We start from the raw sequence: 14,835 nt of genomic DNA on the forward strand, positions 1-14,835 counted from the left end.
ATACCATTTTTTATGCAGATTTAACAATTCACTAAATATCTCAGGTAATAAATAACGGATTTTTCTGCAAGGAAAAAATCCCCTTATATAATGCAATAAGCGAATTTTTTTAAGCATTTTCATATTTTTCACGTAGAAAGGCGATGCTATCGTCAATATATGGCTCGGTTGTGCTTTCCATTAAGAAATTAATATGTGGTTTTTTCGGTTTAATCAACTTCATCACTGCATCATAATCTAACAGCCCTTTTCCGACTGCTGTAAATGCTAGCTTGCCATTTTCAATGACAAAGTCCTTAGCATGAACTATGACGATCCGATCGCCGAAAAGGTCCATCGCTTCGTGGAAAATTTCTTCCTGTTTTTTGTATGTTTCAGCAGTCAGTAGATTGACAGGATCGAATATGACTTGCAAATTGTTTGAATCAACGAGATCCAATAGTCTCTTCATTAGCTTCGGTGTATAGACAGGATGATTCACACCTGCTTCAACTCCGACAATCACACCAAACTTTTCAGCTTCCTCTACAAGCTCTTTTACACTCTCCACCACATCAAGAAACGGCTTCTCTTGGAAATTATCTACTGTATAGCCCATTTTTGCGTTGATATTGCCTGTTTCCGTTCCGACAATACTACATCCAAAGTCTCTTGCATATCGAATATGTTCTTTAAATCTTTCTAACAGTTTCAGACGTTCATCAAGATCTGGATGGATCATATTAATATAACAGCCGAGGACAGCAATTTGGACATCACTTTTTTGAAATGCTCTGCCAAAATGATGAGCAAGGCCGGGAGACAAGCTTCCAAGCTTTGTATTTACTTCTGGAAATGACTTCCCTAATGCTAGTTGAACAGAAGTTAATCCTTTTCCGGCAATTTCCAGTACAAGTTCCTCTAATGGACGGTTTTCGATATCATGTGCTCTAATGCCAATATTCAATTCATATCACCTTTCCTTATTTCTAAAAAACGGGATAACTCTGGAATATATTCTTTCACAGCCGTTACAATTATATCCGCGAGCAGTATAGCCCCTTCTTCACAAAAATGTGTATCATCTCTGATTCCCTCTGGATAATTAGATTGCTCATCTGGCTCAAACCAAATGAATAATTTTTTACATGCCTTAGGCCCGAGCGACTCGTAAAGCAACTTCGATTTCCCCCATAAATCTATTATCAATACATTGGTTTCTTTTGCCAAGTCAATCATTGCTTTCGGATAGTCTCCTAAACTATTAACAATCTTACCCTTATCATCAAAGGTGCGACGGTGCATCGGTGTAATTAGGATTGGAGTTGCGCCTTTTTCACGTGCACCATCAATATATTGAGCCAAATATGACTGATACGTACTATAAGGCTCGGTTCCAAACGATTTTTGGTCATTATGGCCAAATTGAATAAACAAATAATCTCCAGTTTTTAAGCACTTTACTATCTGTTCCAATCGACCTTCCTTAATAAAACTGTTAGAACTTCTTCCTCCAACAGCATGATTGTTCACTTTCACATCGTCTGAGAAATAGGATCCGATTACTTGTCCCCATCCAGCTCTTGGTTCCTCATTAGGTGGACAGTCGGACACTGTTGAATCTCCCGCAATAAATAGTTGAATTTGATTGTTATTCTCCAACTCTACTTTTCCCCTTTTTGTTACTCGCTTACTTTATCCTAGATAGAAAATGGTCCTTATTCATTAATATATCTGTGCGATATTATTACTTTTATTAAATACTGGCGCATCTAATGTTTTAAGATGGACAGTATCCATATATCTACACCTCTTCTTTAATAACTTCTAATTTCTGTTGCTTTTCTGTTATATTGTTCTCAACTCTTTTAAAGACTTGAAGCGCAATCCACATAATCATATATGCAAGCAAACATATACTAAAGAACGGAATGATACCTGGAACAAAATTCAGACCTGTATATAAAAGCATGGCTCCGATAATCATCATGAACGTAAAATGCGGATACGATAGCCCGTATACTAATGCGAACTTAAAATAATTTTTCAAGTTCCCATTAAAATGAACATAAACGGGGAAAATATATAGCAAAACAATTAAGTAAACAAAACTAACAGCAATAATTGCATATCGAATGATGGTATATACAAATCCTTCTGTTGGTAGATAGGCTAAATCTACGTATAAAATGAAGCCTGCTATGATTAATGCTAAGCCAAGGAGATTCGATTTTAAAAATTCTTTTCGGTATACTTTCCAATAGGTGTTGAATATTGGTACATCTGTTTCTCCCATCATCCATTTTCTATTAATGGTGAAAAGAGCAACCGTTGCAGGCGCAATCCCAAACACACCGAGTCCTATTACAGTAAATAAAAACCAAAGGGCATTAACATAGGCAAGTCTCGAGATAACTTCACAACTTCGAAAGAACAATCCATCAAATCCACCTAATTTCATCACACCGAACCTCCTTGGCAAAACTTATTGCCGTATTATATCTTTTGCTTTATTTTTAATAACTCTTTTATGGAAACAGGATGATTCTCTTTTGCTGATTTCCATACAGCTTCACCAACAGCAATGGAGTAAGCTCCAGCTTCAGCACCGGCCAAGATTTCATAATCTCTGCGCGGATCTACACCTAAGAAAATATCATTAAGTAAAATTGGATCTCCCCCACCGTGACCACCAGGTGTTTGTACTACATGAATCACTTCTTTTGAACCAAACAGCGGATAATAATCAATGGTCTGTTCAGGTACTTCAAATGGAACCCGACTTGGCGCATGCCATTCCTGTGTTTCAATTCTTCCCTTCGTTCCATTGATTGCTAATCTATAACCTTCAAATGGTAATGAAAAATTAATAGAATAGCTTAATAGGGCACCTTTATTATATTTTACTGTAGCCGTATATGTATCCTCGATTTCAATCTCAGAGTCAAAAATACATGCATCTGGACGATATCCAGTATACTGCTTATCATTGTCCTCACCCATTTTCAGATGGTCATCTTTCACGGATGACTGTAATGTACGTGGATTCCATCTCATATAATAATCGCAATCGTTCTGAACATGGCATGTTCCGCAATATCGATTATCAGTAGTAGGATCTGGATTTAACTCACTATTCGGCCCATAATAATTCAATGCTCCATAGGCAAATACTTCCTCAGGATATTGATCGATCCACCAATTGACGAGATCAAAATGATGTGTAGATTTATGGATAGATAATCCTCCCGAAAAGTCGCGATTACGGTTCCAACGTTTAAAATAACTAGCACCGTGATATGTATCTATATACCAGTTCAAGTCAACTGAAGTCACACGTCCAATCTTTCCTTCTAAAACCATTTCTTTGATTTTTCGATGAAAAGGACTGTATCGGTAATTAAATGCAACAGTTACTTTACCTTTACTCTTTTTTTCCGCTTCAAGAACTTTGACAGCATCTTCTGATGTAGTAACCATCGGCTTCTCCGTAATGACATCAATATCGTTAGCTAGAGCTTTTAAAATATAATCAATATGTGTATCATCCCTACTCACAACAATAATCACATCTGGCTTTGTTTCATTGATCATTTGATCAAATTGATCATCTTTATAGCTTTGAACATCTACCAATTCTGGAAATTTTTCTAAGCATATATCCACTCTATGCAAGTCACTATCCAATAAACCTACTACTTGATTTGTTGCTGCAAAGTCAGATAAAAGTGGTTGAATAAACATGCTCATTGCCCGGTTACTTACACCACATACTGCAAATCTTCTTTTCATTATTGATTCACTCCTACACAGACTGATGTTAATTTTTCCACTTCCATACAAGCCATAATGAAAGCACCTGCACCATGCAGGTCATTTTCACTACGTTCACGTGTAATATAATAATCATACACACCAATCGAAGTACCAATCACAATATCCTTAATAGTCACTTCACCAGTAGCAGATTCCACTATCTTATATTCAATCAAGCCATCAAAGCCTCGTTTTGCATTTTCCCCGTATTCCACTCCAACATATTTTTTGGAAACAGCTTTTGCAATGACATATACAAATAAACTTGTCGCAGAAGTTTCCAGCCAATTATTTTCTCGATCCCCTTTATCAATAATTTGATACCAGAGACCCGTTTTTTCATCCTGAAATTTAACAAGATTTCCAACGTACTCTTGAATAAATATGATCCAGTCAGCTTTTTGCGGATGATCTTCTGGTAATAGATCGATCATATCAATCACTGCGAGACCGTACCATCCAAGTGCTCTTCCCCAAATTTCTGGCGCTTTTCCATCTGGCAGAGCCCATGGCTGCTGAGCTTTTTCATCCCATCCGTGATGGTATAAACCATTTTCTTCATTTTTTGTATGACTACGCATTAATCTTTCCTGATGAATAACCATGCTAATCAACTCAGGATCTTCAAAGTTTTTTGCATATTGTAATGCAAATGGACCACCCATATATAAACCATCTAGCCACATTTGGTAAGAATATTTATCTTTATGCCAAAATCCGCCTTCACTCGTCAGATTTAACGTATTGAATAAATTTCGAAGTCTTTTAGCTGCTAGTTTGTATCTTTTATCACCTGTCGCTTCATATAATGGAAATAGTAATAATCCTGCTTGAATAGAATCAAGCTCATCTCTTGCAAACAATAGATTGCCGTCTTCGTCGATAAGTTGATCCACGTAAGCTTTGTAGTATTCGAAATACTTTTTATCGCCTGTTTTATCGTATACCAAATTCATACCGCATAAAAAGACACCTTGGTGATAATGCCATCGGCGCGCTGGTGGTAATTCTGTTGGAGTAAATCTTGCCATTACCGTATCAGATGTTTTTTGTGCCCAATACAAAGGTGACTTTTTATTAGTTATTGTAGTCAAATGATGTAACATCCTCTCGAAAATAATGAAATATTTTAGTTGAAAACGCTCACAACTTATACTTTATTAATGTAATCTATTTATTCCATTAAATCTATAATCATCTTCATCTAACATTGTTTTATTTAGAAAAGCTTATAAAATAAGCTTTTAAGCTAATGAATTGAACATGATATCATGTAATGATTATGATGATTACATTGTTATTGATCATAATCAAAGCTATAATTAACATCATATTGTCCTATATTAGAGTCTATTATTCTCGTTAAAAAGATCTGTGGAGGTAAAAATGAAAACGCATAAATCTACAAATTTTTTTTATAAAATGATTACTTTTATAAGTATTTTAAGTATTGTGCCCGTCATTATTGTCGGCATTTTTTCTTTCATAAGGTCCTCAGATCTAATTGAAGAACATGTAGCCAACGAAAAACAGCAAAGCGTTTATCAAATACAAACAAATATAGAGCAAATTTTAAAAACAGTCGACCATTCTTTGACTCATTTCGCCACCTCTTCCCATATAAAACAAGCTCTCAGAGAACCATTAATAACAGAACAATTCCAGTTATATAATCAACTGCGGGAAGAATTGAGTCATCAACAAACGTTTGATACACGAGTCTCTGATGTCGTTTTAATCAGCTATCCACATAGGTGGCTCATTAACAATTATGGATTGCAACGGTTATCTGAAAAGCAAGCTGCAGGAATTCAAAGTACATATGCATCAATAGCTATAGAGTCTACATGGATGTTTGAAGAGAGCAAACAACCTTTGTATAAAAAACTAGCGGGCGCCTCTTGCCAGTATCATGTTAGCCTTGTTAAAAATATACCTTTAACGAGTGCAAACAAAACAGGTATCGCATTTGCTAATATTCCAACATGTTCATTTCAAAATATATTAAGTCAGATTAGCGAGTCAGAAAGAATTATTATATTGGACAGTAACTCAACTGTTATTGGTCACACTGATAAAAAGGAAATAGGTAAAAGATATAATGATACTAATATTTTGCAGTTATTGGAAAAATCTACTTCTGATACAGATACAGGGCAGTTTAACTCAAAATTAAATGACACCGATTACAAAATAACTTACCGAAAATCTATTTATAATAATTGGACTTATTTATCCCTCGTGAAACTAAGTGATTTAAGCAAACAGTCCAGTTCAATTGGCTGGTTTACGTTTTTCACTTGCTTTATTTTAGCTAGTTTATCGTTAATCGTCGCTCTCGTTGGATCCAATAGAATATATCGTCCAATCAAACGTCTTCAAGATGTGGTTCTTCCTTCATTCACTATAAAAGATGATAAGAAACCGCGTAATGAGTTTGATATTATAGAAAGCCAAGTGCAATATATGCTTAAACATAATGATCATCTAGAGGAAACGCTTCAAAGCCAAGTGAGTCAATTAAAGCAATTTTTCATACTTAGATTGCTAGATGGAAAGGTAAATATAGAGGAACTTCCAGGAAAACTAAAGTCATTTGGTTACGATCAAGATTTCAAACAATTTAGTGTATTCGCTCTCCAAATCGACACACTTGAAAACACAGGATTTGCTAATAAGGAGGAAGATGTTTTATTATTTGTCATAAATACGATGATAGAGGAACTTATTCCAAGCACACATCGCATGACCCCTATCGTTAAAAATAATGCTCAAATTACCATACTTTTGAGCAGGCATGATACAAAAGAACAGCATATTTACTATTTAAATAATATCGCCGAAACCATTAAGAAAAAAGTGAAAGAGGATTTGAATATCCCTATCAGTATTGGAATAAGTGAACCTTTTAATGATATAGCTATGTGTAAACACGCATATAAAGAAAGTCTTGAAGCATTAAAGTATACTTTGAAATTCGGAACTGACTCGGTGATCTTTTTCGAGAGTTTAGAAAGAGGACAAACATTCCATACGTATTTTCCAAAACAAATTGAAAATGAACTATTTGATGCGATTAAAATTAGTGACAAAGAAAAGGTCGATGAATTGCTCGATCAACTACTTACAGCTATTTTTGAAAAAGATTTAAATCACTTACAATATCAAATTGCAATTGTCCGTTTTTTAAATAATTTGATTGAATTAATGCAAACATTAGGAATCGATGTATTAGAATTAGAAGATAATAGATCGATGTTCGAAAAAATCCATGAACTCAAATCATTTGCTGAGGTACGAAGTTGGTTTGTAGAGATGATTATTAGCCCGCTAATGAATAAAATTGAGCAACGTTCCGAATCGCAATATAAAAATATCTCTGACAACATTATTCATATCATCCAAGAAGAATTTGATACAGATATTACACTCGATATCATTGCAGCAAGACTTCATTACAACCCGAATTATTTAAGCAGTGTTTTCCGTAAAGAAATGAATATATCTTTCAGCGAATATTTGTCCATGTATCGATTAAATAGCGCAAAAAAGTGGTTATTAGAAACGGATATGTCTGTGAAAGAGATCTCCGAAAGGCTCAATTATAATAACCCACAGAACTTCATCCGTTCTTTCCGAAAAAGCGAGGGAACAACACCTGGTAAATACCGGGAAACTAAAAAAGCATTTTAACAGAAGAATATGATCGAGAGTTTGCAAAAAATTACTTTAAAATTAAATTTTGGAGGAAAATATGACTATTTTATTATGGGAAAAAGAAGCTCCATATGCTGATGGTAAAACAACTGAAGACCGACCCCACCTCGTTCCGTACATCGTGAACGATAACGAAAATCACGCTGCTGTCGTTATTTGTCCAGGGGGTGGATATCTTCGACGTGCTGATCATGAAGGTGAACCTATTGCCAAATGGTTAAATAGTTTAGGTATTTCAGCTTTTGTCCTTCATTATCGTGTAGCACCATATACGCATCCTGCACCACTACTAGATGCACAGCGAGCGATTAGCCTAGTACGCCATCGCGCTGATGAATGGAATATTGACAAAGATAGAATTGGTATCCTCGGATTTTCAGCAGGGGGGCACTTAGCTTCAACTGCTGCTACTCTTTATGATTTTCAAGATGGAGCATCTGAGGATGAAATTGACAAAGAAAGCAGTCGCCCAAATATAGCTATTTTATGCTACCCAGTTATATCTTTTAATAGATATATTCATGAAGGATCAATGAACAATCTCCTCGGAGATCAAGCTGATCAAAAGTTAAAAAAATACTTATCTAGTGAAAATAACGTATCTGAAAGTACACCCCCTGTTTTTCTTTGGCATACCGCCGATGACGCGTCTGTTCCAGTTGGGAATGCCTTGGTTTTTGCAGACGCATTAAGTGAGAAAAATATTCCGTTTGAATTGCATATCTATCAAAGCGGACGCCATGGACTTGGATTAGCCGAGGATGAACCAGATGTTTCCACTTGGACTAATACATGTGAAGTTTGGCTTAATAAACAAGGGTTTTAGTTAAGAAAAGGGACGATCTCTCAATGAGAACGCCCCTTTTTTTATGTAAGCCCGATATATTCAAAATAATCAATATCAACGTAATTCGTGCTTTCGAACCCGTTACTACTTGCAAACATCCCAATATATGTACCAACAAAGCCGCCGGCGACATCTGTGCTTAAAATTCGGCCATCTGCGTTCCCATATAGTATTTTCCATTGCTCAGCATTTTCCGCGAAATAAAATTGATAGTTTTGCCCATATGCCTCTACTTTTAAAAAGACTTCAGATTTATTAAAATCATGCGCCGCAAGAATTTGTTCTTTTCCCGATTCTCTTTTAATCAATTTAATTTCCGACTTTGCAATTTCAAGCCTGTATTGAAAATCTTGATTTTGTAATAAAACGAGACCTGCTACCTCTTGCTCATTATTTGGCTGAAATTCCATTTTTGTTCTCACTGCAAAATTAATATGCTGCTGTCTTCTGCCTATAAAACTTGGATTCACTTCTTCAGTCATTGTTTCAGGCTTTGCATATAAACGAAGATGTCCCAGTCGTTTTCCCAATGACCAAAAATCCTCACGTGGCGTTCGAATAAAGTTCCACTGCATCCCAAGAGTATCGGAATCAAAATGGTCACAGGCAGCTTCAGCTTGCCATCTTTTTTCCTCTAGATGAGGACGAACTCCTTCCATTTCTACAATCCCTTTTCCCGGATTGACAACTGGCCAGCTGTTTTCCCAAATAAAAGGAACTAAAAATGACTCTCTTCCCAAATTACGATATTTGCCACCGTATGGCCGGGAACCTAGACATACCATCCACCATTCACCATTTTGCGTTTCAACAATATCAGCGTGGCCAATATTGGCAATAGGATAATCTCTACCTAAATGTCGATGTGTTAAAATCGGATTTGTTTTTGAACCTTCATACGGACCTGTGATTGATTCACTTCGAGCAATTGTCACAGAATGCGTAAACCCTGTTCCGCCTTCAGCAATTATTAAATAATACATCCCTTCCACCTTGTAAATATGTGGCGCTTCCTGAGCATGTATTTGTTTTAATGCACCGTCCCAGAGACTATACTTTTCACCAACAAGTTGTTTTGTCTCCAAATCTAGCTCTTGCATCCAAATTTCCATATGTTTCGGATAATCCTGCCCACTTGGAGGTCTTCGGTTCGCCGTTATATAAGCCTTACCATCATCATCAAAAAATAATGAAGAGTCAATTCCTGGACAGTCTTCTAGCCAATACGGATCAGACCATGGACCTTCTGGATTTTCAGCTGTGACAAAAAAATTTCTTCTTTCTCCTGTTGCACTCTCAACAAATGTCGTAATCATATAGAAGATACCTTTATGGTAGCGAATGGTTGCAGCATAGATTCCTTTTGAGTTTGGTGTTCCATCAAGATTCAACTGGCTAGGACGATCTAGCACATGGCCAATTTGTCGCCAATTAACGAGATCTTTACTATTAAAGATAGGAACGCCAGGGAAATATTCAAACGTCGAAGCAATTAAATAGTAATCATCACCCACCCTGCAAATAGAAGGATCTGCATAACATCCTGGTATAATCGGGTTTTTAAAAGTTGTCATATCTTTAGCTCCTTTTATCATAAAGCAATTTCAATGCACCCACATAGGTCGGTGCAGTTAGTACATTGCTTTTCTTATAAATGAACGTCAAATGAAGTGAATTCTGCATAGCCAGAGCTTACTGTATTTCCATTATTTAAGCAGAAAATTCCTATTTGTGCCCCAATCCACCTGCCTACAGTTGCAGTAAATGAATAGTCGATGCTATGAAACTTTTCCCCGTCTACACTATAACTAAATATACATCTCGCATTCTCCTTTACTTCCAGTCGGAAATATAGGTGATTATCTGTAACATGTGTAACTGTTACTTCTGTTTCCTCTTTATCAAGTCCTCCTGAAATATAAACAACTTCAAGTCCAGGGCCTACTTTCTTTATCGAAATACCTGCGTAATCATGTCCAAGCACTACAAGTCCACAGCGATCATCATTTGAATCGAGTTGTAGAGTCACTTCTGTTGTGACAGAAAATACTTCTGCAGGAAATTTCTGTGTCAAGACATGTGGTGTATCATAAATCTTTTCCACAGTTTTGGGTTGATTAATCGCAAATAATCTCAGGGCTTGTCCTTCAAGTGAATACCAATGTTGTTTCACATTCGCTCGCCATTGCCATTGTAAACCAAGAGTCTGTTTCGAAAAGTCATCACTTGTAGACGGAACCATCACATCAGAAGCTGCTAGAACATTTGGTTTCCTCCATGAAATGACAGGCTCACCAATCCCATCTTCATTTTGATTATGCCCCATCAAAGGCCAATCATTTTTCCAACTCATCGGCTGCAAGTGAACAATTCGACCATATGCTCCTTTGTCTTGGAAATGAAGAAACCAAGATTCACCTGATTCTGTTTCAATCCAGCCACCTTGATGTGGACCGTTAATATTTGTTTCACCTTGATGAAGGACAATTTTATCTTCGTATGGCCCATAAATATTTTTAGAGCGAAGAATTGTTTGCCAGCCTGTAGCTACTCCTCCAGCCGGTGCAAAAATATAATAATAACCGTTTCTTTTATACATTTTTGGTCCTTCGATTGTTTCGTGATGAAGATTACCATCAAAAATATGAACGCCTTCATCTAATAGTTTTGTTCCATCAGGTTTCATTTTACTTAAATGTAAAATACTTTTAAAACCAACTCTACTTTTTGCAAAAGCGCTAACTAAATACGCCTGCCCATCATCGTCCCAAAATGGACACGTATCAATCCATCCCTTTGCCTTTTTCACTAGTTGTAAAGGGCTCCATTCTTTCGCTGGATCTTCAGCAGTACTCATGAAAATACCCTCATCAGGCGTCGCAAAAAACACCCAAAGCTTCCCAGCATGATACTTAAGACTAGGTGCCCACACCCCTTCTCCATGTCTCGGGAGATCATAATGTCGATATGGCAGTTCATTAGCTACATGGTTGATAATCTTCCAATTCACTAAATCTTTTGAATGTAATACAGGCAGGCATGGTGACATATTAAAACTAGATGCAACCATATAAAAGTCTTCTCCTACCTGGACTACATCAGGATCTGAATAATCTGCATGCAATATTGGATTTTGGTATAAACCATTCCTAAGATCTGCTACCCAAACATTGGATTCCTTTAATTTCATATCCATAGTTATTTCCTCACAATTCCTGATTATTGTGATATCTGATCTCGCAACCAGTCATACGATTTCTCTCCATTTATTTCATGACCGCCTTCGAAAAAATGAGTGGTTACTAATTTTCCCGCTCCAAATCCTTTATATATATCTATAATTATCTCTGAAGCAATCTTTACATGCTTTTTAGGAAAAAGTGGATCTGCATTTCCCGCTTCAATAAACAATGGTCTTGGAACGAGCAAACCAATTAATTCTGGCATTTCCGCATATTGTAAAATTCCAGGTATGTAATTATCTAGACAGTGCCTTCTTGCCATGATGCTACCTTGAAATATATTCGTGTATCCGGAAACAACAGTTGCCGAAATACGGTTGTCGAGTACTGAAGTAAAAGCAGCGACTAGACCACCACCAGATATGCCCATACAGCCGATTTTCCCACTATCCACTATTTCGCGCGTTTCCAAATAATCTAGCACTCTTCTACATTCAAAAATTCTTAGGCCAGCAATTGTTTTTCCAAATAACAGGAGCTGACTTGCAATGGAATAGCACGAGTTATCCTCCATTTTTTCCGGCGTATAACCCGGGGTATAGCGTCTCTCACCAAAGCCAATCAATTCGGGAACAGCAACGACCATGCCTCTTTTAACGAGTTCAACAGCAAAATCCTGATGATAACCTGGGTCTCCATCCCGCTCTGTTCCATCTACATTGATTCCAACAATATCTTTATTGCCATAACCATGTCCATGTAAAGCTAGAACAGCTGGATATCGCTGACCTATTTTATCATTTGGAATTAATACATACATTTGCATTCTTAAACTAGGCAAAGTAGTTATTTCGATACTATATCTCGTATAACCATCTTTTTTTGTTTCTTCAAGTATCTCTGCCTGTAAAGGTTCCATACTTGAAAATTGTCCAAGAGACCCTTGAAATTGTGATATCAATCTTTGTTTCCAATCAGCATCATATGTTCTAGCATGTGTTTTCATTGCTTCTTCATATAAATCATCTAAAAAAGGATGTTTTGCCCACATTGTGATTCCTCCGATTTTCAGTTGACTTTCTTACACGCTTTACATCTCTTACTATAGCTACCGATCCAGATTAAACGGTAATATCTTTATCCTGTTGAATATATTCCAGCAAGAACGAACATAGTACCTCCACCAAGATCTAAGCTATTTTTTATTGCTATCACAAAAACTTCTATAGTACTAGCCACAGAGAATCTTATTCTTTAAGTGAGCCTAAAAGAGCTCCTTTTGTAAAGTGCTTCTGTAAGAATGGATATACCATCAGCACTGGGACCGTTGCGACAACGATAACTGCCATTTTCACTGTAATCTCCGGTGGGAGAATATCCGTAAATTCAGCACTGTCATAACTCAACCCGCTCGCAAGAACAACGATTTGCCGAAGTAACACTTGGATTGGCCATTTGGCCGCATCATTTATATATAAAATTGCATGCATATAGGTGTTCCAATACGTTACAGCATAAAACAGAGATATCGTCGCAATCGCCGGCATCGAACAAGGTATGACAATTCGGAATAAGACACCAAAGTCATTACACCCATCAATTTTCGCTGACTCTACCAAGCCTTCTGGTAGACCCTGGAAAAAGCTACGCAAAATAATCATATTAAAAACGTTGATTGACACAGGAATGACCAAAGCTGCGAGAGAATCTAGTAAACCTGTATTTTTTACTATTAGGAACGTCGGAATCATCCCTCCATTAAATAACATCGTAAAGATGACGAAAAACATGATTTGTTTTCTACCAACTAAATCCCTTCGGGACAAGCCGTACGCTGTCAAGATAGACAGGAACATACTCCACATCGTTCCAAAAAGCGTCACTCCTATCGATACGAGCAGTGCCTTGAAAATAGTATCTGTTGAGAAAATATATTTATAGGCCGCCAAGCTGAACTCCGTAGGAAATAAGACAAAGCGTTTTTGCGCTAGCTCAGCACTTGTTGTAAAAGAACTTGCAACAACATGTATGAATGGGAGCACGGTAACGAGTGCGATAATGACAAGCAGAATCGTATTTGTCCAATTAAATATTCGGCTACCGAGTGTTTTATCTTCAACCATAGCTTTTTAACCTCCTAAAAAAGATATAAGCGCATTCTATTAATAACTCTCCTATTATGGACAGGATTTGCTACAACATGTGGGTCTAGGGCGGTTTCTGCCCTCAAAAGTCATTTGACATATAACCATCAAAAGCGAATTATCAAAACTAGACATTAATAAATTCCTTCTTCACCAATTTTCTTCGCGAATTTGTTCGCGCCTATTACAAGCACTAAACCGATCAATCCTTTAAAGAGACCTATCGCAGTACTATAACTATACTGTCCTTGCTTCAACCCAGTCGTATACACATAGGTATCAAAGATTTCTCCAACTTCACGGTTTGATGCGTTTAATAGTAAGTACACATGTTCAAATCCAAGTTCTAATACATCCCCAATTTTCAAGATTAAGAGAACGACAATAACACTTTTAATGGCTGGAATGGTAATATGCCAAATTTGTTGAATTCGATTGGCTCCGTCCATACGAGCTGCTTCATACATGGAAGGATCCACAGCTGCAATCGCTGCCAAATATATGATCGTCCCCCAACCAGCTTCACGCCAGATAACTTGAATAATGTACATCGGTCTAAACCAGCCTTCATTCAATAAGAAATTGACTTTTTGAAAGCCGAATGTTTCCAATACTCCATTGACAAGCCCACCATCCATCGTCAGTAAAACATAACTAATCGAAACAATGATAACCCAGCTCATAAAGTGAGGAATATAAATGAGTGTTTGTACTGTACGTTGAAATGCACGAAGCCTTACCTCATTTAACATTAAAGCTAAAATGATCGGAATGGGAAAGAATATTAAGATGTTCAACCCAAACAATATGATGGTGTTTTTAAAGATCATCCAAAAAGCAGGTTCTGTAAATAAGCGATGAAAATGTTCGAATCCTACCCATTCACTCCCGAGAATTCCTTTGTATGGTTTATAGTCTTGGAACGATATAACAAGACCGTACATCGGAATATACTTGTAAATGAAAAAGTATAGTAGTCCTGGTAAAATCATCATATACAGTAATTTGTTTTTTTTCACACGCCTCATGAGCTCAGAACGCACAGCGGACTTATCCACTATTTCTTCTACTGGCTCCATTACTGTCTCCGTTTTCATAGCTGACTTCCTTTCTATAAGAAATATTATGTAAAATTTGATTGTGTAGTAAG

General features: G+C 36.8%; 12 protein-coding genes. 2 read left to right on the top strand and 10 right to left on the bottom strand.

Translation table 11 applies throughout. From position 1 onward, the window contains the following. Nucleotides 1–109: 109 nt before the first annotated feature. The 5 genes from MHB53_RS07055 to MHB53_RS07075 form a co-directional block, all read right to left on the bottom strand. Complete coding sequence (locus MHB53_RS07055; protein ID WP_340916575.1) at nt 110–946, bottom strand: sugar phosphate isomerase/epimerase family protein; 837 nt, start codon at nt 944–946, stop codon at nt 110–112. Continuing rightward, on the bottom strand, nt 943–1,641 hold the full coding sequence (locus MHB53_RS07060; protein WP_340916578.1) for a rhamnogalacturonan acetylesterase: 699 nt from the start codon (nt 1,639–1,641) through the stop codon (nt 943–945). The genes MHB53_RS07055 and MHB53_RS07060 overlap by 4 nt, the downstream gene beginning before the upstream one ends. A gap of 142 nt (nt 1,642–1,783) precedes the next feature. Next, complete coding sequence (locus MHB53_RS07065; protein ID WP_340924536.1) at nt 1,784–2,440, bottom strand: YesL family protein; 657 nt, start codon at nt 2,438–2,440, stop codon at nt 1,784–1,786. A gap of 35 nt (nt 2,441–2,475) precedes the next feature. Further along, the gene (locus MHB53_RS07070) at nt 2,476–3,771 is read right to left on the bottom strand and encodes a Gfo/Idh/MocA family protein (protein ID WP_340916581.1); all 1,296 of its coding nucleotides are present in this window, start codon (nt 3,769–3,771) and stop codon (nt 2,476–2,478) included. Then, on the bottom strand, nt 3,771–4,889 hold the full coding sequence (locus MHB53_RS07075) for a glycoside hydrolase family 88/105 protein (RefSeq protein ID WP_445661407.1): 1,119 nt from the start codon (nt 4,887–4,889) through the stop codon (nt 3,771–3,773). The genes MHB53_RS07070 and MHB53_RS07075 overlap by 1 nt, the downstream gene beginning before the upstream one ends. A gap of 292 nt (nt 4,890–5,181) precedes the next feature. Between MHB53_RS07075 and MHB53_RS07080 the strand changes: the two genes are divergently transcribed. Then, on the top strand, nt 5,182–7,488 hold the full coding sequence (locus tag MHB53_RS07080) for a helix-turn-helix domain-containing protein (RefSeq protein ID WP_340916587.1): 2,307 nt from the start codon (nt 5,182–5,184) through the stop codon (nt 7,486–7,488). A 61-nt stretch (nt 7,489–7,549) separates the two neighbouring features. Next, a complete protein-coding gene (locus MHB53_RS07085) occupies nt 7,550–8,338 on the top strand; it encodes an alpha/beta hydrolase (protein ID WP_340916590.1) in 789 nt (262 codons plus the stop codon). A gap of 41 nt (nt 8,339–8,379) precedes the next feature. Here the strand turns inward: MHB53_RS07085 and MHB53_RS07090 are convergent, their stop codons facing one another. The 5 genes from MHB53_RS07090 to MHB53_RS07110 all read right to left on the bottom strand — a co-directional run bounded on the left by MHB53_RS07090 (nt 8,380) and on the right by MHB53_RS07110 (nt 14,713). Beyond that, entirely contained in the window at nt 8,380–9,933 is a 1,554-nt protein-coding gene (locus tag MHB53_RS07090) for a glycoside hydrolase family 43 protein (RefSeq protein WP_340916593.1), read from the bottom strand. Between the two features lie 74 nt (nt 9,934–10,007). Beyond that, entirely contained in the window at nt 10,008–11,555 is a 1,548-nt protein-coding gene (locus MHB53_RS07095) for a glycoside hydrolase family 43 protein (RefSeq protein ID WP_340916595.1), read from the bottom strand. Between the two features lie 23 nt (nt 11,556–11,578). Continuing rightward, nucleotides 11,579–12,592, bottom strand: coding sequence for a dienelactone hydrolase family protein (locus tag MHB53_RS07100; RefSeq protein WP_340916598.1), 1,014 nt, complete (start codon nt 12,590–12,592; stop codon nt 11,579–11,581). A gap of 196 nt (nt 12,593–12,788) precedes the next feature. Further along, entirely contained in the window at nt 12,789–13,664 is an 876-nt protein-coding gene (locus MHB53_RS07105) for a carbohydrate ABC transporter permease (RefSeq protein ID WP_340916601.1), read from the bottom strand. A 155-nt stretch (nt 13,665–13,819) separates the two neighbouring features. Continuing rightward, nucleotides 13,820–14,713 (bottom strand): ABC transporter permease, encoded by an 894-nt coding sequence (locus MHB53_RS07110; RefSeq protein ID WP_445661504.1) that lies wholly within the window; start codon nt 14,711–14,713, stop codon nt 13,820–13,822. Between the last annotated feature and the right edge of the window lie 122 nt (nt 14,714–14,835).

This window comes from Bacillus sp. FSL K6-3431 (assembly GCF_038002605.1).
Classification (GTDB): Bacteria; Bacillota; Bacilli; order Bacillales; family Bacillaceae_C; genus Lederbergia.

Bases quoted from the DNA above. Each gene is read 5' to 3' on its own strand.
- MHB53_RS07065 (WP_340924536.1), bottom strand. From the start codon at position 2,440: ATGAAATTAGGTGGATTTGATGGATTGTTCTTTCGAAGTTGTGAAGTT.
- MHB53_RS07070 (WP_340916581.1), bottom strand. From the start codon at position 3,771: ATGAAAAGAAGATTTGCAGTATGTGGTGTAAGTAACCGGGCAATGAGC.
- MHB53_RS07080 (WP_340916587.1), top strand. From the start codon at position 5,182: ATGAAAACGCATAAATCTACAAATTTTTTTTATAAAATGATTACTTTT.
- MHB53_RS07085 (WP_340916590.1), top strand. From the start codon at position 7,550: ATGACTATTTTATTATGGGAAAAAGAAGCTCCATATGCTGATGGTAAA.
- MHB53_RS07090 (WP_340916593.1), bottom strand. From the start codon at position 9,933: ATGACAACTTTTAAAAACCCGATTATACCAGGATGTTATGCAGATCCT.
- MHB53_RS07095 (WP_340916595.1), bottom strand. From the start codon at position 11,555: ATGGATATGAAATTAAAGGAATCCAATGTTTGGGTAGCAGATCTTAGG.
- MHB53_RS07100 (WP_340916598.1), bottom strand. From the start codon at position 12,592: ATGTGGGCAAAACATCCTTTTTTAGATGATTTATATGAAGAAGCAATG.
- MHB53_RS07105 (WP_340916601.1), bottom strand. From the start codon at position 13,664: ATGGTTGAAGATAAAACACTCGGTAGCCGAATATTTAATTGGACAAAT.
- MHB53_RS07110 (WP_445661504.1), bottom strand. From the start codon at position 14,713: ATGAGGCGTGTGAAAAAAAACAAATTACTGTATATGATGATTTTACCA.